This window comes from Mycobacterium simiae, from assembly GCF_010727605.1.
In the GTDB taxonomy this organism is placed as follows: domain Bacteria; phylum Actinomycetota; class Actinomycetes; order Mycobacteriales; family Mycobacteriaceae; genus Mycobacterium; species Mycobacterium simiae.
In genome coordinates this window covers 1,942,617-1,963,387 of sequence record NZ_AP022568.1, presented here as the reverse complement: position 1 = coordinate 1,963,387, position 20,771 = coordinate 1,942,617, and the positions used below count along the sequence as shown (strand labels likewise).

The following is a 20,771-nucleotide window of genomic DNA, read 5'->3' as shown; positions in this document are numbered from 1 at the left end:
CTAACCTTAGGCGCGATGGTCAACAAATCCCGAACGTTGGCGGCGCTGCTTGCCGCGGTCGCCGTCGGCGCGGTGTCCAGCGGCTGCTTCCACCGGTCGGCGACCTCGCAGCCGGCCGGCGATCCGGCGGCGGTCGAGTTCGCGGGGGCGCTGCACAACAAGGTCACCGCCGACGCGATGATGGCGCATCTGACGAAGCTGCAAGACATCGCCAGCGCTAATAACGGTACCCGGGCGGTCGGCACCCCCGGTTACGAAGCCAGCATTGACTACATTGCAACGACGTTGCGCAACAGTGGTTTTGACGTGCAAACCCCAGAGTTTTCGGCGCGCGTCTTTCATGCCGAGAAGCCGACGGTTACGGTCGGTGGCAACACCGTCGAGGCGCGTGCCCTCGAGTACAGCCTGGGCACCGGACCCGACGGGGTGAGCGGACCGCTGCTGGTGGTGTCCGCGGGCAACGGCCTGGGCTGCGCGGCGTCGGACTACGACAACGTGGCCATCAAGGGCGCGGTCGCGCTGGTCGATCGCGGCACCTGCCCGTTCGCCCAGAAAGAGGCGGCCGCGGCACAGCGCGGCGCCGTCGCGATGATCATCGCCGACAACGTCGACGAGGAACACATGGGCGGGACCCTCGGGGCGAACACCGACGTGAAGATCCCCGTCCTGGGCGTGACCAAGTCGCTCGGCATTGCGCTGAAAGCTCGGCCGGGTCCGACCAGTATCAAGCTGGACGCGCACAGCCAGGAATTCAAAGCCCGCAACGTCATCGCACAGACCAAGACGGGATCGACCAACGATGTGGTGATGGCGGGTGCCCACGTCGACAGCGTTCCCGAGGGGCCGGGAATCAACGACAACGGTTCCGGCGTGGCCGCGGTCTTGGAAACCGCCGTGCAACTGGGGAACTCACCGCAGGTGCACAACGCGGTGCGGTTCGGCTTCTGGGGCGCCGAAGAACTGGGCCTGATCGGATCGCGCAACTACGTCGAATCGCTGAACCTCGACGACCTCAAACACATTGCGCTGTACCTGAATTTCGACATGCTGGCCTCCCCGAACCCCGGCTATTTCACCTATGACGGGGACCAGTCCCTGCCGTCCGAGGCCCGGGGCCAGCCGGTGGTGCCCGAAGGCTCGGCCGGCATCGAACGCACGTTCGTCGGCTACCTGAAGTCGGCGGGCAAGGTCGCCCAGGACACCTCCTTCGACGGGCGTTCGGACTACGACGGCTTCACGTTGGCCGGCATTCCGGCGGGCGGGTTGTTCTCCGGCGCGGAGAACAAGAAGTCAGTCGAGCAGGCTAAATTGTGGGGCGGGACGGCCGACGAGCCGTTCGATCCCAACTATCACAAGAAGACCGACACCCTCGACCACATCGACCGCACCGCATTAAGCATCAACGGCGCCGGCGTCGCGTATGTGGTGGCGCTGTATGCCCAGGACCTCAACGGGCGAAACGGAGTTCCCGTCCTCGAGGACCGCACCCGGCACGTGCTCGCAAAGCCATGATCCGCCGGTTGAGCTCGACACTGATATTGATCGGGCTGCTGGCGGGCTGCACGTCGCCACGTTCGGCGCTGCCCGCGGCGGCACCCGATCTGGGTCGTGGCCTGGCCGCGAAGGTCACCGCGGACGGCATGTTCGTTCACCTGCGCGCACTGCAGGACATCGCCAACGCCAACAAGGGCAACCGTGCCGAGGGAACGCCGGGTTACGATGCCAGCGTCGACTACGTCGCAAAGACCCTGCGTGGCAAGGGGTTCGACGTGGCCACGCCCCAGTTCGACCGGCTATACGCGGTGTCGCCGGGCAAGCCGTCGCTGACCATCGCCGGCAGTAACTATTCGGTCGACCAGGCCTCGCTACTGGTCCGGACGCCACCCGGCGGTCTGACCGGCCAGCCGGTGCGCCCCCGGCAACCGTCGGGCTGTGCGGCGGGCGATTATCCGGCCACGCTGCCGGCCGGAGCGATCGCCGTCGTCGACGACGCGCACTGCTCGGTGGTCGACAAGCAGACCAGCGCGAAGGCCAAGGGTGCGGCGGCGTTGATCGTGGTCAGCGCACCCAACGGTCAGGGCGCCCCGCCGACCCTCTTCAACCCCGGCTACTTCAAGCAGTTGACGATGCCCGTGGCCGTAGTTGGCAGCTACGGCGGCAGTGCGCTGGCGCGTAGCACCGCGCCGGTCCACCTGGTGCTCGATGCCGAGAACCTCAAGGTCACCTCACGGAACGTGCTGGCGCAGACCAAGACCGGCTCGACCAAGGACGTCATCGTGGTCGGCGCCCATCTGGACGGACCGCGCACCGGGCCAGGCATCAACGACAACGGATCCGGCGTGGCCGCAGTGCTGGAAACCGCGTTACAGCTGGGCCCGTTGGCGCCGGTGAACAACGCGGTGCGCTTCGTGTTCTGGGGGGCCGACGAGGATGGCCTCAACGGGGTGCTGGACTACGTGTTCGGCCTCAACGAGCAGCAACTCAACGACATCGCGATGTACCTGAACTTCAACCTGCTCGGTTCGCCCAACGCCGGCTTCTTCACCGACGACGGCGATCAATCCGGTCCGCCTGGACAGGGAGTCTCGTTCGGCGATGTGCCCGAAGGGTCGGCCGGCATCGAACGCACCTTGTCCGGTTATCTGAACCTGGCCGGCAAGCGTCCCGCCGATATGCCGTTGGGCATCCGAACCGACTACCACCCTTTCATGATCGCCGGCGTACCGATCGGCGGGATGAGCACCGGTGCGTCGCAGCCGAAAACCACTGTGCAGGCCCGCTTATGGGGTGGCCAGGTCGGAGTGGGGTTCGATCCCAACTTTCAGAGCCCGCGTGACACGATCGACAACGTCAACCGGGAAGCATTGGCCGTCATGGGTTCTGGCGTGGCGTTTGCGGTGGGCAGTTACGCGGAGTCGATCACCGGCGTCAACGGGGTGCCGCCCCACGACAAACGACACCGGACGCGCGTCCCGTAGTGATGTTTGCTGGGTCTTGAAATTCCTGCTCCGCCCGTCATCCAGCGGATCTAGAATGAGAACCCTTTGATGCTGCCGTGCAGCCGGTCGGGATGAGGTGGTCATGATGAACCGCGGACAGAATCGACGTCGGCCCCACGGCGGCTTCGCCCGCAGCGCCCCGCGTTCGCTGCGGGCGGCAATCGCCTGTGTTGCCACGGGGCTCGTGGTCGCCGGTTGTACCACGGTCCTCGAGGGCCGGGCGCTGTCGATGCTCAACGACCCGTTCCACGTGGGGGATCTGCCCGCTACCAACGGCCCCAGCGGACCTCGCCCGAACGGTCCCGCGACCACCGGCACCGTCGTCAACACCGACAACGGTGCGATCGACAAGTTGTCGTTGCTGTCGATCAATGACATCGAGGATTACTGGCAATCGGCGTACAGCCAGTCGTTGAAAGGGACCTTTCTACCCGTCGGCAAGCTAGTCTCCTACGACTCCAACGATCCGGACAGCCCCATCGTCTGTCACAACGAGACCTACAAGCTCGTCAACGCGTTCTTCACGTCCCGCTGCAACCTGATCGCTTGGGACCGCGGCGTGTTCATGCCGGTGGCCCGACGCTATTTCGGCGACATGTCCGTCACCGGTGTGTTGGCGCACGAGTTCGGACATGCTTTGCAGCAGATGGCCAAACTGGTGACGAAAAGGGACCTGACCATTGTTCGTGAACAGCAGGCCGACTGCTTCGCGGGTGTCTACCTCAATTGGGTGGCCTCCGGCAAGTCGCCCCGTTTCACGCTGAGCACCGCCGACGGGCTCGATCACGTACTGGCCGGCATCATCACCACTCGGGACCCGGTGATGGATGCTGACACCGAAAACGATGACGAGCACGGTTCGGCACTGGATCGCGTCAGCGCCTTTCAAATGGGCTTCATTACGGGCGCTTCGGCCTGTGCCGGGATCAACAAGCAGGAGATCGATCAGCGCCGGGGTGATTTGCCGAAGGCGTTGCAAACCGACCCGAACGGCGATCCGGAGACCGGCGAGGTGCCGATCAACCAAGACACCCTTTCGACGTTGATGGAGTTGCTCGGCAAGGTGTTCTCGCCCAAGAACCCACCCACGCTGTCCTTCACGACACAGGGCTGCCCGGACGCCAAGGCCAGCCCGCCAGCGTCGTATTGCCCCGCCACCAACACGATCATGGTGGACCTGCCCGGACTTGCCGCGGTCGGGAAAGTCTCGGACGAGAATGAACACACGCTGCCGCAGGGTGACGACACCGCCCTGTCGATCGTGATGTCGAGATACGCGCTTGCGGTACAGCATGAACGAGGTCTGCCGATGCAAAGCCCGTGGACCGCGCTGCGCACCGCCTGCCTCACCGGGGTCGTGCACCGCAAGATGGCCGAGCCGATCGAGACTCCCTCGCACAAAGAGCTTTTATTGACCGCCGGCGATCTCGATGAGGCGGTCGCCGGTTTGCTCACCAACCACATGGTCGCCAGCGACGCCGACGGGACCAGCGTGCCGGCGGGTTTCACGCGCATCGCCGCCTTCCGGGGTGGGGTGACCGGCAACATCGACGCGTGCTACTCCCGTTATCCGGGCTGAGGCGTAAAGTATGGGCCACTCGAGCCGAGGAGGCGTCCGTGACGGAAGAACCGCCTAGCTACCCGCCACCCCACGATTCGGGTTATCCCCCGCCGAATCAGGGCTATTCGCCGGGACAGGGCTATCCGCCCCCGCCGGGGCCGAGTTACCCTCCGCCGCCCGGCTACCCACCCCCGCAGGGGTCGATCTACCCCCCGGCCGCGGGCACCAACGGCATGGCGATCGCCTCGCTGGTGTGCTCGTTGTTGGGCTGGATCTGCGGTGTCGGCCCCATCTTGGGCATCATCTTCGGCGTTCTTGCGCTCGGCAAGATCAAAGAGACCGGGCAGGGCGGCCGCGGACTGGCCATTGCCGGCATCGCCATCGGCTCGGTGCTGATCGTGTTGTTGACTATCGGCGGGATCCTCCGTGCGTTAGGCGAATTCGAGCACCAAGACCTCGGGGCACCCGCGCCGACGGTGCTCACCGTCGACGCGGTGCCCACGGCATCTCTGGCGCCGGCTCTGGCCGCCTGAAGGATTGGCGCTCAGCCGATCTCGGTGAGACGCGGCAGTAACTCGTCGCCGAAGCGGCGGATATAGCCGACCGGGTCGGGCTCGCCCGGCATGGGACCGACGTTGATCATCTCGATGCCCAGCTCGGCGTAGCCTTCCACCGTTTCCAGGTAGCCGTCCACATCTAGGAATGGGTCAGCAAGAACACTGACGGTTTTGCGGATTTCGCCGGCGTCTCGGCCCACCGCGTCGCAGTGCCGATTGAGTACGTCGATTTTGTGTCGCAGACCGTCAATCTCGGGAACCAGGCTGTTCCAGATGTCGGCATACTGTGCGACCAGCCGCAGCGTCTTCTGCTCACCGTCACCGCCGATCAGGATGGGCGGGCGCCGGATGGGTTGCGGCTCGCAGATGGTCTCGGCCAGCCGGTAGTGCTTGCCCTCGTAGGGCCCGTTGTCCTCGCTCCACATCTGTTTGCAGATTCGCAGCGTCTCCTCGAGCATCTCGAACCGCTCACGTAGTGGGGGATAGGGGATGCCCAGCGCCGCGTGCTCGCGGTCGTACCAGGCGGCACCGAGGCCTAGCAGCGCGCGGCCTTGGGACAGCACATCGAGCGTGGTGACGGTCTTGGCCAGCACACCGGGGTGGCGGTAGGTCACGCCGGTGACCAGTAGCGCCAGATCGATCGTATCCGTTTGCCCGGCAAGGAAACCCAACGACGTGTAGCCCTCGAGGAATGGATCCTCGGCGGGCCGTCCGGTGTTCTCCATCTGGAGAAAATGGTCGGCCAGGGTGAACAGCGTCGCACCCGCGTGCTCGGCCGCTTTGGCGGCGTCGGCCAGCGTCGGCGCCAGCCTTGCCGTGTCGCCGGGCAGAAAATCGATAAAGTGAACGCCTGCTTCCATTGCGATGTATGCCCTTTCACGTTTCTGTCAGTCGTTCAAGGAGGGTCAACGCGGCGATGATGGTGCGACGTTCGGACTCGGAGTAACGGTCCTGTAGGGCGCGTGCCAGCCACTCTTCGCGCACTTGACGGTCGCTCTCGGCGCGCTTACGACCTGCCCTGGTGAGTGAAACCACCTGGCGCCGCCCATCTTCGGGATCGGGTTTGCGCTCGATGAATCCACGTTGGTCCAGGGCGGTCAGGATGGTTGCCATCGATTGCGGCCGTACTCGTTCGGCACCGGCCAGCGCGCTGGCCGATGACGCCCCGTCTTTCCAGAGCCGGGTGAGCACCGCCGTCTGCGACGGGGTCAAGTCGTTGCGGACCTCCACGTCTCTGAGCCGACGTCGTAGGCGGCTGAACACCACTCGGATATCTCGAGCGGCCGTTACGGCGGACTCGGTGATGCCATCCATGCGGCCAGTCTAAATTAGACAGTCAAAACTGTCCAGTTTTAACTGTCTAAATCGCCGGTACGCACCGGGGCGGGTGCCGCGGCAGTCATCGGCACAAAGTGCTGCCGTGGACCGCAACGCTATCGGCCATTCCTGACGGCTATTGCAACAACCGCAGTGCCGCATCGACCGCGAGCGCGGGCACATCGAGGACCTTGGACCGCAGACCGTGTCGCGCACCGGTGATTTCGACGACCTCGACCGGTGCGGCGATCAGCGCCGCGGCGTCGCGGACCTCGGCGGGCGTGCCGAACGGGTCGGCGGTGCCGTGGGCGAACACGGTAGGCACCTGGATGTCAGGCAAGTGTTCGGTGCGTGGACGCTCCGGCTTCCCGGGCGGATGAACCGGGTAGGAGAACAGCGTCAAGACGTCGACGCGCGGCGAGTCCGATTCGGCGACCACCATCGAGGTCTGCCGTCCTCCATAGGAATGCCCGCCGACGATCAACGGACCGTCAGCCAGGCCGCGGCAGACGGTGATCGCCTCGACAATCCCCGCGCGGTCGCCGGCCGCCGAACCCGACGGCGGACCTTTGGGGCGGCGCCGCCGGTAGGGCAGGTTATAGCGGATCGCCAGCCAGCCGCGGCGGGCCCATTCGTCGCAAATCTGCTGTAGCAGTGCCGAATCCCGATCACCTCCGGCACCATGGGTGAGCGCGACGACGCCGCGTGCCACGTCGTCGGGTGGGTGCGCGATGCCCGCGATCGGGTCGAGGTTCATGCGCCCGTCAGCCGGAACAATGGTGAGACAGGGCCGTGGCCCCGGCCGAGCGGGTAAGCGGCGCGCAAGCATTCGGTAACCCAACGCTTGGCGAACGCGACGGCGTCGGGCACAGTGAACCCGTGGGCCAACGCACAGGCGGCCGCGGCGGCCAGCGTGTCACCGCCACCGTGGTCGTTGTGGGTGGCTATCCGCTCCGCGTCGAACTCGTGGAAGTCGGCGCCGTCATACAGCAAGTCGCAGCTGCGGTCCGACGAGCGCAGGTGGCCGCCCTTCACCAGGACCCACTGAGGTCCCAGCGCATGGAGTGCCTTCGCGGCGGCGCGCTGGGAGTCGGCATCCACCACGTCGATGCCGACCAGCAGTCGCACCTCGTCGAGGTTCGGCGTCACCAGCGTGGCCAACGGAAAGAGTTGGCCACGCAGCGAATCCAGCGCCGCCGGAGCCATCAGTGCGTCGCCGTGCATGGACGCCGCGACCGGGTCGACAACCAGCGGGGCCGTTAACCCGAGCCGGCGCCAGGTGGCGGCCACGGTGTCGATGATGCGTGGCGAAGCCAGCATCCCCGTCTTGGCGGCCTGGATCCCGATGTCGGTGACCACCGCTTCGATCTGGCCGGCGACGACGTCTTCGGGAACCTCGTGAAAGGACTTGACGCCCAACGTGTTCTGCACCGTGACCGCAGTGACCGCGATGCAGGCGTGCACGGCCAGCATCGCGATCGTGCGCATGTCGGCCTGGATGCCCGCGCCGCCCCCGGAGTCCGACCCGGCGATCGACAGCACTCGCGCCGGCGTGCTGCCCGGCGGCGGCACAGGTAACCCCGGAGGCGAAAACCTCACTGCGCCAGCGGTAGATACACCCGGTTACCCTGCTCGGCGAACTCGCGAGACTTCTCCGCCATGCCCTCCGACATCGCCGCCTCGATTGCTTCCTCGCTGTCCAGCCCGTGCTTGGCCGCATAGTCGCGGACATCCTGGGTGATGCGCATGGAGCAGAACTTCGGCCCGCACATCGAGCAGAAGTGCGCCGTCTTGGCGGGTTCGGCCGGCAGCGTCTCGTCGTGGTATTCCCGCGCCGTGTCGGGATCCAGGGACAGCGCGAACTGGTCGTTCCACCGGAACTCGAAGCGCGCCTGCGACAACGCGTTGTCACGATCCTGGGCGTGCGGGTGCCCCTTGGCCAGATCCCCTGCATGCGCGGCAATCTTGTAGGCGATCACGCCGTCCTTGACGTCCTTGCGATCCGGCAGCCCCAGGTGCTCCTTGGGCGTCACGTAGCAGAGCATCGCGGTACCGGCCTGGGCGATGATCGCCGCGCCGATCGCCGAGGTGATGTGGTCGTAGGCCGGGGCGATGTCGGTGGCCAGCGGGCCCAGTGTGTAGAACGGCGCTTCCTCGCACCATTCCTCTTCCAGTCGCACGTTCTCCACGATCTTGTGCATCGGAACGTGCCCGGGACCTTCGATCATCACCTGCACGCCATGGGATTTCGCGATCTTCGTCAACTCACCCAGGGTGCGCAGTTCGGCGAACTGGGCGGCGTCGTTGGCGTCGGCGATCGAGCCGGGCCGCAATCCGTCGCCGAGAGAGAAGGTGACGTCATAGCGCGCGAAGATCTCGCAGAGCTCGTCAAAGTTGGTGTACAGGAAGGATTCCTGGTGATGGGCCAGGCACCACGCGGCCATGATCGAACCGCCACGCGACACGATACCGGTGACACGTTTGGCGGTCAGCGGCACATAACGCAGCAGCACACCGGCGTGCACGGTCATGTAGTCCACGCCCTGCTCGCACTGCTCGATCACGGTGTCGCGGTAGAGCTCCCAGGTCAGTTCGGTCGGGTCACCCTTGGTCTTTTCCAACGCCTGGTAGATCGGCACCGTTCCGACCGGCACCGGCGAATTGCGCAGGATCCACTCGCGCGTCTCGTGGATGTTCTTGCCGGTGGACAGGTCCATGATGGTGTCGGCACCCCACCGGGTGGCCCACACCATCTTGTCGACCTCTTCGGCAATCGACGACGTCACCGCCGAGTTCCCGATGTTCGCGTTGACCTTGGTTGCGAACGCCTTGCCGATGATCATCGGCTCGATCTCGGGGTGGTTGTGGTTGGCGGGGATGACCGCACGTCCGCGGGCGACCTCGTCGCGCACCAACTCGGCAGGCATCCCCTCGCGCGCGGCGATGAACGCCATCTCCGCGGTGATCTCACCGGCGCGGGCGCGTTGCAGCTGGGTGCCGCGGTCACGCACCAGCCCCGCCCGCGGTGGCAGCCCGGCCGTCAGATCGATGGTGGCGTTCGGATCGGTGTACGGCCCCGAGGTGTCGTACAAGTCGAAGTCCTCGCCGGTGGACAGGTGCACTCTGCGCAGCGGAACGCGCAGTGTGACTCCATCGGGCCCGTCGATCTCGCGGTAGGCCTTACTGCTGCCCGCGATCGGTCCGGTAGTCACGGACGGTGCAGTGGTTTCTGACAAGGTGTCGGTCACTTTCATCTCCCTACGCCGGCATTATCCGGTCAGGTTCGTACGGTCGACGGCCCCGAGCCGTCCTCTCAGCACACTCGGCGTGCGCTCCCGCGCCTGTTTACTTTTGGTGTGGCTGGATAGCCCGCACCGACGTTACCCCCACCGCGGCCGGATCGCGCCGCACGGGGAGACCCGAGCGGTCCAAATTACGAAAAGATGCCGGGCCCTGCGAGCCGAAAAAGTTGCTGAGTCGCGCATCCCCGGCCGGTGGATCCGTTGCGGTGGGATGATGGGGCGCGTGCAGCAGCCCAAGAAAACGGGCGCCGCGGTCGCCGACGCCGCGCTCCCGTGCCTCAACGTCGGCGGCTTTCGGTTCTGGTTTGACGGCGAACGCTGGGAGTGGTCCGACGAGGTCGCTCGGATGCACGGGTACGAACCCGGCGCGGTGCGCCCGACGACACAACTGATGTTGTCCCACAAGCACCCCGATGACCGTGAGCACGTCCGCGATTTGCTGCACCACGCGTTGCATTCCGGAGGGTCATTTTCGAGCCGACACCGCTTTGTCGACACAGCGGGTGGCGTACACGAGGCGATCGTGGTGGCCGATCGGATTTTGGACGACGCTGGGGCGGTGCTGGGGACCGCGGGCTACTACATCGATCTGACGGCCACTTTCGACGAGGCTCGTCAGGAGAACCGCCAGGAAGGGTTCGACGAAGCGTTGCAGGATCTGTTCGAGCACCGCGCGGCTATCGAGCAGGCCAAGGGCGTGCTGATGGCCGTCTACCGGCTCAGTCCGGAACAGGCTTTCCGGGTTTTGCAGTGGCGCTCACAAGTGACCAACACCAAATTGCGCACCCTGGCCAAGCAACTGGTCGGCGAGGTCAGCACCTTGCCGCCGTTGGCGACGCAGATCCAGGGCGAGTTCGACCATCTGCTGCTGACGATTCACGAGCGCATCCTCACTGAGAGGGGTTAAGCCTCTTCCATCGCCTCGCCGAGCTCCTCGATCAGTTTGTTGTGGTGATTGCTGGCCAGCAGGTGCCCGGTTGCGATGACCAGCGCCACCGGCCAGTCGATCAGTTCGAGCGCGGCCAGTGCGGCCAGACCGCCGTAGTATGCCAGCTGTTCGGGACGCGGGATCTCGGTCTGACCGACCAACGGCAGCTTCACGACGAAGGTTTCGCCTTCGCGGATTTTCTGTACGGCGTCGCGCTGAGATGTCGTGCGCCGCGTTTTCTTTTCCGCCATCATTTGCCTTTCAGTAACGAAGGGTTTGCCAACCCGCCGGGTGACTTGGTCACCGTCGGACCTATGGCGCCCAAGCCGACGACCGACACCCTGGCCGATCCAATCGTTGCGTCACTTGCTTCGGTGCTGAGCGTGCCGTTGTTCGAACTCTATGCATTGCTGTGGCGGGTAGGGATTGTCGAGATCGTGGGACCTGATCACCGGCATCGCAGACCTCCGCGGTTCTCGGCCCGGTCGGCTTCGCGGCCGCACGGACAGTTATGTCCTGACCCGTCCGCACACGTTTCAAAGCGGCCTCGTCGGCCGCAACCCGCGTCGGCGTAGCCGCGTCCAATCAGTTGGTGCTGCGCAAGTCGGTGGCGCCAGCCCGACGGCCGGTCGCCTTCTTTGCCGGCGATTTGGCGGCGGATTTGCGCGGGGTGACCTTTTGCGGGGTCGGCTGGCTAGGCACCGGTGTCAGGCTGGCTTTCGGCGGTGCCCCGTTGCCCCGATTCAACCGGTGCAACACCAGTGCGCCGCCGCCCACCGCCAACAGCACCGGCCAATCGATCAACCCGGTTACCCCGAGCGCACCGATGGCCAACGCGGCCGCCGGCGTCGAGTGACTGCCCGAGTTGATACCGCGTTTGATGCCCTCCGCGGCTCCGGTGACGCCACCGACAATTCCGTTGACTGCCGCACCCCCGACGGCGCCAGCGGCGGCGGTGGTGGCTTCTGCCGCGCGATTGACCGTTTTCCCCACGCTGCGGACTGCCCCGCCAACGACACCCATAATGACTCCCTGGTTTTCCGGTCGCATTCATTGCGGAACGCGTAGCAACATGTATACCCGCCGAACGGGAAGTAAAGGCGGCGACAACAAATTGTTCACGCTTCTAACACGCGAAATGCTGCCACGTTCGAAACGTGCAGACAATGCGTAGCAGCCGCTTTATTCGGGAGCCAGGTCGACCAAAACCGGGGCGTGATCGCTGGGCGCCTTCCCTTTGCGTTCTTCCCGCACGATCTGCGCGTCCACGACCCGGCTGGCCAACGCCGGTGAGGCGAGGATGAAGTCGATGCGCATACCTTGCTTCTTCGGGAACCGCAGTTGGGTGTAGTCCCAATAGGTGTAGACGCCCGGGCCGGGCGTGAAAGGCCGCACCACATCGGCGAATTGCGCGTCGACAATGGCATTGAACGCCCGACGTTCGGGTTCGGAAACGTGCGTGGCACCGACGAAGAATTCGGTGCTCCACACGTCGTCGTCGGTCGGGGCGATGTTCCAGTCGCCGACCAACGCGATCTGGGCGGATGGATCGTCGTGCAACCATGCGGCCGCCGTATCACGCAGGGCAGCAAGCCAATTCAGCTTGTATGTGTAGTGCGGATCGGCCAGTGTGCGGCCGTTGGGCACGTACAGGCTCCACACCCGGACCCCGCCGCAGGTGGCCCCCAAAGCCCGCGCCTCGGCGACGGCCTCCACCTCCGGCTTGCTGCTCCAGGTCGGCTGGCCGTCGAACCCGATCTCAACGTCGTCCAGGCCGATGCGCGATGCAATGGCCACGCCGTTCCATTGATTGAAGCCGACGTGGGCCACCTCGTAGCCCACTTCCAGGAATGGCAGCGCAGGGAATTGACCGTCGGCGCATTTCGTCTCTTGCATGGCGAGCACATCGACGTCGGCGCGACCGAGCCAGTCGATGACGCGGTCGACGCGACTGCGAATTGAGTTGACGTTCCAGGTCGCCAGTCGCACCCGGGGTGAAGCCGGAGGCTGGGAGTCGCCGCTATTAATCGTGCCGTCGGGCATGGCTAGACGCTATCCCAGCCGCGTCGGCGGGGGTCGAAGTAGCGGCGGCCGTGGTGCAGTCGGAAACCCAGACGTTGCGCCAAGCCCGCTGCGACGGTGTCGTTCTCGGCGACTTCGACGAAGCCGCGGGTGGCGCCGCGCCGCGCCCCGGTCGCCAGTGCGGCTTCGCACCGGCGCGCCGCCGACTCGTCGGTGAGCCCCGATACGGAGAGTCCCACCCATCGGATGCCGTCCGGCGCGTCAGCCACCGCCGCATGCTCGGCGTCGTGCGGCGCCGTGTCGTTCGGGATTGGTGGGTTGGCGGCGAGGTCGCGCACCAACACCCGCTCGGCGGCGACGTCCGCCACTCCCGGCGGCAACACCAGCAAGCGGTCGGGGATGGCCAGCCACGGGTCGCGTCCCCGCTGCTCGTACCAGTCGACGATCGCCGGAACCGAGCTGAGCCGGGCGGAAAGCTCAAGGGGCACAGCTGAATTGCGGGTCAGGCTGATGTCGTCACCGGCTCGCAGCAGCCACCCGTCGAGCCAGGCACGTTCACCGCCGCCCCGGGCACTCGCGGCGACGTGCTCGAGCGCGCGGATCGCCGACGTGCGGATTGGCGTATCGGTCAGCACCCGAAGCGCCACCGCATCGTCGGCCGCGAACTCGACGATGGCGCCGGTCTTCGTCTGCAGGCGCACCCTCGGACCGACCGCCACCAGGTGGCCGACCGCGTCCGTCAACGGCGGAATCGATCCGGCGGGACGCCGGTAGCGAACCGTCACCCTGGTGCCGGGGTCCGGCCACGAGATCATCAGTGACCGAACGGATCCGGTCCGTCACCGGGTTTCCAGGACAGCCCGGGCACACCCCAGCCGTGTGATTTGACGGCTCGCTTCGCCGCGCGCGCGTGCCGGCCGATGAGACGGTCCAGGTAGAGGAAGCCATCCAAGTGGCCGGTCTCGTGCTGCAACATCCGGGCGAACAAACCGGTGCCCTCGATGGTGATTGGCATGCCGTCGGCGTCCAGACCGGTGACCCGCGCCCAGGTGGCTCGGCCGGTCGGGAACGACTCGCCCGGAACGGACAGACAACCCTCGTCGTCATCACCAGGGTCGGGCATGGTCTCGGGGATTTCCGAAGTCTCCAGAATCGGATTGATGACCACGCCGCGGCGGCGCTGGGTCGCGCCGCGATCGTCGGGGCAGTCGTAGACGAACAGTCGCAGTCCGTGTCCAATTTGATTGGCGGCCAGACCGACGCCGTGGGCGGCGTCCATCGTGTCGTACATGTCCTTGATCAGTCCGGCCAGATCTGCCGGCAGCGAACCGTCGGCATCGACGTGCACAGGTGTCGTCGAGGTGTGCAAGACGGGATCGCCCACGATGCGAATGGGAACGACGGCCATGGTCGGCTAGCTTAAGCCCGCCGACGATGCGCGCCGCAAGGCGGCGGGTTGAGGAGGGGGGCAATTGGGCAAGCCCGCCGACGATGCGCGCCGCAAGGCGGCGGGTTGAGGAGGGGGGCAATTGGGCAAGCCCGCCGACGATGCGCGCTGCAAGGCGGCGGGTTGAGGAGGGGGGCAATTGGGCAAGCCCGCCGACGATGCGCGCTGCAAGGCGGCGGGTTGAGGAGGGGGGCTGTGGGGGTACCTCCCAGCCGCGAAGTGGCGAGGGGCGCGGGGGAGAAGAGAGGGCCGCGACGCAAGCTATGAAGCCAATCGGCCGACTCGCGGGTCTGGATGACGACTTGAGGGTTCGCGGCGTGATTCAATATTCGCCGAAACATGCCCCTAGGTAAGTCAAGTCATGCGAGCAACAGGGAATTCGGCGGAAGGGTCCAGGGGAAGCGATATGGACAGCGCCATGGCGCGGGCAAATCGATCGGGGGACGATGCTGAGATCGCCGATGGGCTGACCCGACGCGAACACGACATATTGGCCTTTGAACGGCAATGGTGGAAGTTCGCCGGTGTCAAGGAAGACGCGATCAAAGAGCTGTTCTCGATGTCGGCAACCCGGTATTACCAGGTGCTCAACGCGTTGGTGGATCGGCCCGAGGCGCTGGCCGCCGACCCGATGCTGGTGAAACGGCTACGGCGGCTACGTGCCAGCCGGCAGAAGGCGCGCGCCGCCCGGCGCCTCGGCTTCGAGGTGACCTGAGTAGCTACAGTAGGGCTCGATGAAAGAGCGCGTGCCCGACTCGACGGGGCTCCCACTGCGGGCCATGGTGATGGTGCTGCTGTTCCTCGGCGTCATCTTCTTACTGCTCGGTTGGCAGGCGCTGAGCTCGTCGGGTAAGTCCGACGACGACTCGGCCTCGGCTGGCTCGAGCGTGACCAGTTCCGCCAGCGCCACGCCGGCGACCTCGACGAGCCCGAAGCCCGCCACCCAGGCCGAGGTGCACGTGTACAACATCTCCGGCAAGGACGGCGTCGCCGGGCGTACCGCGGACCAACTCAAGGCCGCCGGCTTCAAAGTCGTCGACGTGGGGAACATGTCGCTGCCCGACGTGACGGTGACGACCGTGTACTTCACCGACGCCGAGGGTGAGCACGCCACCGCCGACGCGGTGGGCAAGAACCTGGGGGCCGCCGTCGAACCACGCATCCCCGCCCTTTCCGGTGAGCCGCCCGGCGTCATCGTCGTGGTGACGGGCTGACTCACAGACACGCGCCGGGTTAGGCTTCCGCTATGCCTAAGCCCGCCGGTCACCGCAAGGTCGTTGTCGCCACTCTCTCCGCGGCCAGTGTCGCCGCTGCGTTGAGTGCGTGCTCGTCGCCCCAACACGCGTCCTCGGTGCCGGGCACCACGCCGTCCATCTGGACGGGATCGCCCGCGCCGTCGGGATCCGCGGCGGCCGAGGGTGCCAGCGCCGGCAAGCCGAGTATCACCACCCGCCTGCGCGCGCCGGACGGCACCCAGGTCGCGACCGCAATGTTCGACTTCAGCAACGGCTACGCCACGATCACGATCGCCACGACCGGGGCAGGCGGGATCACGCCAGGCTTCCACGGCGTGCACATCCACAAAGTCGGCAAATGCGAACCTAATTCGGTTGCCCCCACCGGCGGCGCGCCCGGCGACTTCCTGTCTGCCGGCGGTCATTACCAGGCGCCTGGCCACACCACCGAACCCGAAAGCGGCGACCTCACCTCGCTACAGGTGCGCAAGGACGGAACCGGTCAGCTGGTGACCACCACGGACGCTTTCACGATGGAAGACCTGTTGAGCGGTGAAAAGACCGCCATCATCATCCACGCCGGCGCCGATAATTTCGGCAATATCCCACCGGAGCGCTACAACCAGACCCTCGGCGGCACACCGGGTCCCGACTCGATGACGATGAGCACCGGAGACTCCGGCAAGCGAGTTGCGTGCGGTGTCATTGGTGCCGGGTAGCAGGGCCAGCTCGCACATCGGTTTCACCCGCTCGCCGCGGCCAACCCTCGGTGTGGAATGGGAGTTCGCGCTTGTCGACGCGCAGACCCGCGACCTGAGCAACGAGGCCACCGCCGTCATCGCCGAGATCGGCGAAAACCCGCGCGTTCACAAGGAATTACTGCGCAACACGGTCGAGGTGGTCAGCGGCATCTGTGACAGCACGGGACAGGCGATGGAGGATCTGCGCGAAACTTTGGGTCCGGCACGCCAAATCGTGCGTGACCGCGGCATGGAGCTGTTCTGTGCCGGTGCGCACCCGTTCGCCCAGTGGACCACCCAGAAGCTCACCGACGCACCCCGGTATGCCGAGCTGATCAAGCGCACCCAATGGTGGGGCCGGCAGATGCTGATCTGGGGTGTGCATGTGCACGTGGGAATCTCCTCGGCGCACAAGGTGATGCCGATCATGACGTCACTGCTGCAGTACTACCCCCACCTGCTGGCCCTGTCGGCGTCGTCGCCATGGTGGACCGGGGTGGACACCGGCTACGCCAGCAACCGGGCCATGATGTTTCAGCAGTTGCCCACGGCCGGATTGCCGTTCCAGTTTCAGACCTGGGCCGAATTCGAAGGGTTCGTCTACGACCAGAAGAAGACCGGCATCATTGACCACGTCGACGAAGTCCGTTGGGACATCAGGCCTTCGCCGCGGCTGGGCACCATCGAGGTTCGGGTCTGCGACGGGGTTTCCAACCTGCACGAGCTCAGTGCGCTGGTCGCGTTGACGCATTGCCTGGTGGTAGACCTGGACCGCCGTCTGGAAGCCGACGAGTCGCTGCCGACCATGCCGCCGTGGCACAACCAGGAGAACAAGTGGCGCGCGGCGCGCTATGGTCTGGACGCGGTGATCATCCTGGACGCCGACAGCAACGAGCGCCTGGTCACCGAGGATCTCGCCGACGTGCTGACCCGGCTGGAGCCAGTCGCCAAGTCCCTGCACTGCAGCGAGGAACTGGCCGCGGTGGAAGGCATCTGGCGCGACGGCGCCTCCTATCAGCGACAGCGGCGGGTGGCCGAAGAGCACGACGGCGATCTGCGCGCAGTCGTCGACGCGTTGGTAGGCGAGTTGGACATCTAGGTTGGTGTGATGGCGGATCCGGAAACGATTGAGCTGGCGATGTTTCCGCTGGAGGTGGCACTGCTGCCGAATCAGGATCTGCCGCTGCGAATTTTCGAACCGCGCTATGTTGCGCTGGTGCGGCACTGCCTCGACACCGGCGAACCGTTCGGCGTCGTCCTGATCTCCCGCGGCTGGGAGGTCGGTGGTGGTGACGAGCGTTGCGATGTGGGCGTGCTGTGCCGCATCGATGAATGCATCGATGCGGGCGCCGAGCGCTATGCGCTGCGCTGCCGAACCGGCGAACGAATCCGAGTGTGCGAGTGGCTGCCCGACGAGCCCTACCCGAGGGCGTCGGTACGCCGGTGGCCCGATGAGGACGGCGATCCGGTCACCCAGGCCCAGCTTGCCGACGTCGAGGACAAGATGATGGCATTGTTCGAGCGCATCGCCGAGTCGCGCGGCGCCGTGCTGCCGGACCGCGATGTGGTCCTGGGCCCGGGCCACCCCGACGCGGGACAGCGGCTGTTCGCCTTGGCATCTCGCATTCCGATCGGAGTGGCCGACCGCTATGCCGTGCTGTCGGCGCCGTCGGCGACGGCCCGGCTGGCGGCACTGCGCGAGGCGGTCGACACGGTCGCCGAGATGGTGGAGTTCCAGCTGTCGGAATAGCGGTGTGCTTTTATAGGGCATCGATTGGGTGACTGGACGGTTGAGTGAAAGTACATCTGCAGGTCAACGGATCGCCGACGGGCGCCTCGGCGAGTGCAGCCGAAATCGCGGCAACCGGTGCCGATGGGCTGTTCACCTTCGAAGGCCAGCACGACGTCTTCTTTCCGCTGCTCGTCGCCGCCCGGGAGACCAGCCTCGAGCTGATGACCAACGTCGCGATCGCCGGCCCGCGCAGCCCGCTGCACCTGGCCCACGCCGCCTACGACTTGCAGGTCTTCAGCGGTGGCAGGTTCCGGCTCGGGCTGGGTTCGCAGATCAAGGCCCACATCGAAAAGCGTTACGGCAGCACATGGGACCGGCCGGCCGCACGCATGGCCGAGACCATCGCGGCGATCAAAGCGATCTTCGCGGCGTGGGAAGGCCAGGCCGCGTTGAACTTTCGCGGGGAGTTTTATACCCACACCCTGATGGCGCCCAACTTCAATCCGGGCCCCAACCCCTTCGGGCCGCCGCCGGTGCTGATGGGTGCGCTGGGACCGATCATGACGCGCACCGCCGCCGAAGTCGCCGACGGGCTACTCGTCATGCCGTTCAACAGCGCCCGGCACTTCGCCGAACGTACCCTACCCGCCATCGGCGAAGGACTGCGCCGCGCGGGCCGGCCCGCCACCGACTTCGACCTGATCGCCCAGGTCATGGTGGCGGTCGGCAGCACCGAATCCGACCTGAGCGCGGCCGTCAACGGCGTCGCGTCGTTGATCGCGTTCTACGGCTCGACACCGGCGTACCTGCCGGTCCTCGAGGCCGAGGGCTGGGCGGAGCTGCAGCCCGAACTCAACGCGCTGTCCAAACAGGCGCGTTTCTCCGAGATGCGCGCCCTGATCACCGAGGAGATGGTCACCCGCATCGGTATCGTCGGCTCACCCGATGACTGCGCCAAGCAGATCGCCGAACGGTTCGGCGACCACGTCGACGAAATCTGTTGCTATTTTCCGGGATACACGCCGCCGAGCGCCGACATCGCCGCCCTGATCGACGCCTTGCAGCACAGCCCGGCACGCCGATGAGCACCTCGCCAGCCAGTCCCGTACTGGTCGAGGTCGACGGGGGCGTGGCACTACTCACCCTGAACCGGCCCGCTCACCTCAACGCGTACACCGCCGCGATGGGCGACCAGCTGAGCCAGGCCTACCGGGAATGCGACGACGACGATGACGTCCGCGCGATCGTGGTCACCGGGGCAGGCCGGGCCTTCTGCGCCGGTGCCGACTTCGCTGGCGGTGCAACACCATTCGACCGGCCGGACGACGATGCCGCATTCTCGGCCGCGCCGATCGATCCGCCGGCCTTCGAGCTGCGTACACCGGTGATCGCCGCGCTCAATGGACACGCCATCGGCATCGGACTGACCATCGCGCTGCAGGCGGATATCCGTATCGCCGCCCAAGACGCGAAATACGGTGTGGTGCAGGTGCGTCGCGGGGTGATAGCCGACTGCATGGCGCACTGGACGCTGACCCACCTGACCAATCTCGGCGTGGCGGCCGAGGTTTTGCTCACCGGCCGTACGTTCGATGGGGACGAGGCGGTGCGCCTCGGCATTGCCAACCGGGCACTGCCCGCCGCGGATGTGCTCGGTCACGCGCTTGCGCTGGCCGGCGACATCGCGGTCAACGTGGCCCCGATGTCGGCCGCGTTGTCCAAGCGGCTGTTATGGGACAGTGCGATTCGCGGCTACACGCCGTGCCAGGTGGCATCGCTAGAAACCCAGCTGCACCACCGCGTGCTGGGGACGCCCGACTCCCGGGAAGGGACCGCCGCCTTCGTCGAGAAGCGCACGCCGCGGTTCGGCGCCCGGGTGTCCCAGGACTGGACGGACCTGCCGGAGCCGTGAGGCTCAGGCCCGCCGCGCACACAGTTGTTCGGAAAGTTCCCAGAAGTCGGCCGCGCGCTGCTCGTCACATGCGTACGGGGCGACGGCGCGGCTGATCGCGCAGTCCTCGAGGTAGAGCGCACCGCGACCGGCCAGCGCCGGGTTGACCGCGGCCCACGACAAGTCGATTCCCTCGACGACCTGCAGGGCACTGCGACGTTGGCTCACCGGGTCATCGTCACGGCGCGCTCGACCAGCCGCGGGGCCACGATCCGATGCAGCGGCCCGACCATGGCCCACACCGCGCGTGCCCCGCCGTGGCGGTAATGCACGCGAGTGGTGAGCGTGGCGCGCAGGTCGTCCTCGCGGCGCAACGTCAACTCACCGCGCATCAACGGCCCGCTGGTGGTCAGCACGATCTCGTCGTGATCCGAATGCACGATCGGCCAGCCGATGAGTTGTTCGGGGCAGGACGGCGGAGCCGGGCGGAATCTCAGGATGTGCCGGTGAATCCACCGCACGATGCCACCGCCCGGCTGGCTTTTCAGCGCGTCCCGGAACATTTGTTCGGCGGGGCGGTCGTCGCCATACCGGATGGGGACCTCGAAGACGTCCGTGTAGTCCGATGCTGGCTTGCCGCTGTCCAGCGGCTCGGACTGTAATGCTGCCGCAACGTGTTTCAGCGTTGCGCGGGTCACCACCCGGTGCGCGCCGGTGCCGATGACGATGCTCCGATAGATCTTGCCGTGCAGGCCGGGAAAGGCGGCCCACGTCACCGCGCGCAGCCGGGTGCGGCCGTCGGCCTCGGGTTCCAGCTCGAACACCCACCGGTATACCGCGAACGGGTGCCGGCCCTTCAGTGCGAGCCGTTCGGCAGTGCGTGCTTCGTCGAGGACGAAGCCGAGTGGCACGGTGGACGGGTCATGCGGGTCGCGACAGATCACGCGCAGCAGCGCCGACCACGTGTCGGCGCGATCGGCGGCGACGGTTATGGCATGCTCATCGATATAGGGTAATCGTTCCATATAGAAGGACTGTAC

25 protein-coding genes and 1 riboswitch are annotated in these 20,771 nt (G+C 66.2%); of the genes, 13 read left to right on the top strand and 12 right to left on the bottom strand.

What is annotated here, in order from left to right; genetic code table 11:
- Positions 1 to 15: 15 nt before the first annotated feature.
- The 4 genes from G6N33_RS09145 (at position 16) to G6N33_RS09130 (ending at position 5,093) form a co-directional block, all read left to right on the top strand.
- The gene (locus G6N33_RS09145) at positions 16 to 1,512 is read left to right on the top strand and encodes a M28 family metallopeptidase (RefSeq protein ID WP_044509621.1); all 1,497 of its coding nucleotides are present in this window, start codon (positions 16 to 18) and stop codon (positions 1,510 to 1,512) included.
- A complete protein-coding gene (locus tag G6N33_RS09140; protein ID WP_044509622.1) occupies positions 1,509 to 2,978 on the top strand; it encodes a M28 family peptidase in 1,470 nt (489 codons plus the stop codon). Before G6N33_RS09145 ends, G6N33_RS09140 begins: the two co-directional genes overlap by 4 nt.
- Before the next feature lie 103 nt (positions 2,979 to 3,081).
- Positions 3,082 to 4,578, top strand: coding sequence for a neutral zinc metallopeptidase (locus G6N33_RS09135; RefSeq protein WP_408632772.1), 1,497 nt, complete (start codon positions 3,082 to 3,084; stop codon positions 4,576 to 4,578).
- A gap of 38 nt (positions 4,579 to 4,616) precedes the next feature.
- Complete coding sequence (locus G6N33_RS09130) at positions 4,617 to 5,093, top strand: DUF4190 domain-containing protein (RefSeq protein ID WP_231382544.1); 477 nt, start codon at positions 4,617 to 4,619, stop codon at positions 5,091 to 5,093.
- Between the two features lie 11 nt (positions 5,094 to 5,104).
- Here G6N33_RS09130 and G6N33_RS09125 read toward each other — a convergent pair whose 3' ends face one another.
- The 5 genes from G6N33_RS09125 to thiC all read right to left on the bottom strand — a co-directional run bounded on the left by G6N33_RS09125 (position 5,105) and on the right by thiC (position 9,688).
- Complete coding sequence (locus G6N33_RS09125; protein ID WP_044509623.1) at positions 5,105 to 5,977, bottom strand: LLM class F420-dependent oxidoreductase; 873 nt, start codon at positions 5,975 to 5,977, stop codon at positions 5,105 to 5,107.
- A gap of 16 nt (positions 5,978 to 5,993) precedes the next feature.
- On the bottom strand, positions 5,994 to 6,431 hold the full coding sequence (locus tag G6N33_RS09120) for a MarR family winged helix-turn-helix transcriptional regulator (protein ID WP_044509624.1): 438 nt from the start codon (positions 6,429 to 6,431) through the stop codon (positions 5,994 to 5,996).
- A 139-nt stretch (positions 6,432 to 6,570) separates the two neighbouring features.
- Positions 6,571 to 7,191, bottom strand: coding sequence for an alpha/beta hydrolase family protein (locus G6N33_RS09115; RefSeq protein ID WP_044509625.1), 621 nt, complete (start codon positions 7,189 to 7,191; stop codon positions 6,571 to 6,573).
- Entirely contained in the window at positions 7,188 to 8,033 is an 846-nt protein-coding gene (gene thiD, locus G6N33_RS09110) for a bifunctional hydroxymethylpyrimidine kinase/phosphomethylpyrimidine kinase (RefSeq protein WP_044509626.1), read from the bottom strand. Before thiD ends, G6N33_RS09115 begins: the two co-directional genes overlap by 4 nt.
- Positions 8,030 to 9,688: a phosphomethylpyrimidine synthase ThiC gene (gene thiC / locus G6N33_RS09105; RefSeq protein ID WP_408632771.1), complete on the bottom strand. Its 1,659-nt coding sequence runs from the start codon at positions 9,686 to 9,688 to the stop codon at positions 8,030 to 8,032. Before thiC ends, thiD begins: the two co-directional genes overlap by 4 nt.
- A riboswitch (TPP riboswitch) is annotated at positions 9,673 to 9,783 on the bottom strand. (Overlaps the previous gene by 16 nt.)
- A gap of 164 nt (positions 9,784 to 9,947) precedes the next feature.
- On the opposite strand from thiC, the gene G6N33_RS09100 reads away from it, so the two are divergent.
- The gene (locus G6N33_RS09100) at positions 9,948 to 10,643 is read left to right on the top strand and encodes a PAS and ANTAR domain-containing protein (protein WP_081662163.1); all 696 of its coding nucleotides are present in this window, start codon (positions 9,948 to 9,950) and stop codon (positions 10,641 to 10,643) included.
- On the opposite strand, the gene G6N33_RS09095 is transcribed toward G6N33_RS09100, so the two are convergent.
- Positions 10,640 to 10,915 carry a hypothetical protein gene (locus G6N33_RS09095; protein ID WP_101528435.1) on the bottom strand — a complete coding sequence of 92 codons (276 nt, stop codon included), beginning with the start codon at positions 10,913 to 10,915 and terminating at the stop codon, positions 10,640 to 10,642. The genes G6N33_RS09100 and G6N33_RS09095 overlap by 4 nt on opposite strands.
- 63 nt (positions 10,916 to 10,978) lie before the next feature.
- On the opposite strand from G6N33_RS09095, the gene G6N33_RS27985 reads away from it, so the two are divergent.
- Positions 10,979 to 11,239, top strand: a complete 261-nt coding sequence (locus tag G6N33_RS27985; RefSeq protein WP_081662164.1) for an Rv1535 domain-containing protein — start codon at positions 10,979 to 10,981, stop codon at positions 11,237 to 11,239.
- A gap of 10 nt (positions 11,240 to 11,249) precedes the next feature.
- On the opposite strand, the gene G6N33_RS09090 is transcribed toward G6N33_RS27985, so the two are convergent.
- From G6N33_RS09090 to G6N33_RS09075, 4 genes are all read right to left on the bottom strand, one after another.
- Positions 11,250 to 11,687, bottom strand: coding sequence for a hypothetical protein (locus G6N33_RS09090; RefSeq protein WP_044509628.1), 438 nt, complete (start codon positions 11,685 to 11,687; stop codon positions 11,250 to 11,252).
- Positions 11,688 to 11,846: 159 nt separating this feature from the next.
- Positions 11,847 to 12,653, bottom strand: a complete 807-nt coding sequence (locus G6N33_RS09085) for an exodeoxyribonuclease III (protein ID WP_179962706.1) — start codon at positions 12,651 to 12,653, stop codon at positions 11,847 to 11,849.
- Between the two features lie 56 nt (positions 12,654 to 12,709).
- Positions 12,710 to 13,501, bottom strand: a complete 792-nt coding sequence (locus G6N33_RS09080) for a GNAT family N-acetyltransferase, cg3035/Rv0428c family (protein WP_101528414.1) — start codon at positions 13,499 to 13,501, stop codon at positions 12,710 to 12,712.
- On the bottom strand, positions 13,501 to 14,094 hold the full coding sequence (locus G6N33_RS09075; protein WP_044509630.1) for a peptide deformylase: 594 nt from the start codon (positions 14,092 to 14,094) through the stop codon (positions 13,501 to 13,503). The genes G6N33_RS09080 and G6N33_RS09075 overlap by 1 nt, the downstream gene beginning before the upstream one ends.
- 445 nt (positions 14,095 to 14,539) lie before the next feature.
- Here G6N33_RS09075 and G6N33_RS09070 point away from each other — a divergent pair, with 445 nt between their 5' ends.
- The 7 genes from G6N33_RS09070 to G6N33_RS09040 are packed head-to-tail and all read left to right on the top strand — an operon-like array spanning position 14,540 to position 19,752.
- The gene (locus tag G6N33_RS09070) at positions 14,540 to 14,848 is read left to right on the top strand and encodes a DUF3263 domain-containing protein (RefSeq protein ID WP_003873790.1); all 309 of its coding nucleotides are present in this window, start codon (positions 14,540 to 14,542) and stop codon (positions 14,846 to 14,848) included.
- A gap of 19 nt (positions 14,849 to 14,867) precedes the next feature.
- On the top strand, positions 14,868 to 15,347 hold the full coding sequence (locus G6N33_RS09065; RefSeq protein WP_044509631.1) for a LytR C-terminal domain-containing protein: 480 nt from the start codon (positions 14,868 to 14,870) through the stop codon (positions 15,345 to 15,347).
- A gap of 32 nt (positions 15,348 to 15,379) precedes the next feature.
- Complete coding sequence (gene sodC, locus G6N33_RS09060; protein WP_044509632.1) at positions 15,380 to 16,087, top strand: superoxide dismutase[Cu-Zn]; 708 nt, start codon at positions 15,380 to 15,382, stop codon at positions 16,085 to 16,087.
- Positions 16,068 to 17,207: a glutamate--cysteine ligase gene (locus G6N33_RS09055; RefSeq protein WP_179962678.1), complete on the top strand. Its 1,140-nt coding sequence runs from the start codon at positions 16,068 to 16,070 to the stop codon at positions 17,205 to 17,207. Before sodC ends, G6N33_RS09055 begins: the two co-directional genes overlap by 20 nt.
- Before the next feature lie 9 nt (positions 17,208 to 17,216).
- Complete coding sequence (locus tag G6N33_RS09050; protein ID WP_044512784.1) at positions 17,217 to 17,858, top strand: LON peptidase substrate-binding domain-containing protein; 642 nt, start codon at positions 17,217 to 17,219, stop codon at positions 17,856 to 17,858.
- Between the two features lie 44 nt (positions 17,859 to 17,902).
- The gene (locus G6N33_RS09045; RefSeq protein ID WP_044509634.1) at positions 17,903 to 18,925 is read left to right on the top strand and encodes a TIGR03617 family F420-dependent LLM class oxidoreductase; all 1,023 of its coding nucleotides are present in this window, start codon (positions 17,903 to 17,905) and stop codon (positions 18,923 to 18,925) included.
- Positions 18,922 to 19,752 carry an enoyl-CoA hydratase/isomerase family protein gene (locus tag G6N33_RS09040; protein ID WP_044509635.1) on the top strand — a complete coding sequence of 277 codons (831 nt, stop codon included), beginning with the start codon at positions 18,922 to 18,924 and terminating at the stop codon, positions 19,750 to 19,752. Before G6N33_RS09045 ends, G6N33_RS09040 begins: the two co-directional genes overlap by 4 nt.
- 3 nt (positions 19,753 to 19,755) lie before the next feature.
- Here G6N33_RS09040 and G6N33_RS09035 read toward each other — a convergent pair whose 3' ends face one another.
- Together G6N33_RS09035 and G6N33_RS09030 are read right to left on the bottom strand one after the other, a co-directional pair.
- A complete protein-coding gene (locus tag G6N33_RS09035; RefSeq protein WP_044509636.1) occupies positions 19,756 to 19,959 on the bottom strand; it encodes a hypothetical protein in 204 nt (67 codons plus the stop codon).
- Entirely contained in the window at positions 19,956 to 20,756 is an 801-nt protein-coding gene (locus G6N33_RS09030; protein ID WP_044509637.1) for a DUF2867 domain-containing protein, read from the bottom strand. The genes G6N33_RS09035 and G6N33_RS09030 overlap by 4 nt, the downstream gene beginning before the upstream one ends.
- Positions 20,757 to 20,771 lie beyond the last annotated feature (15 nt).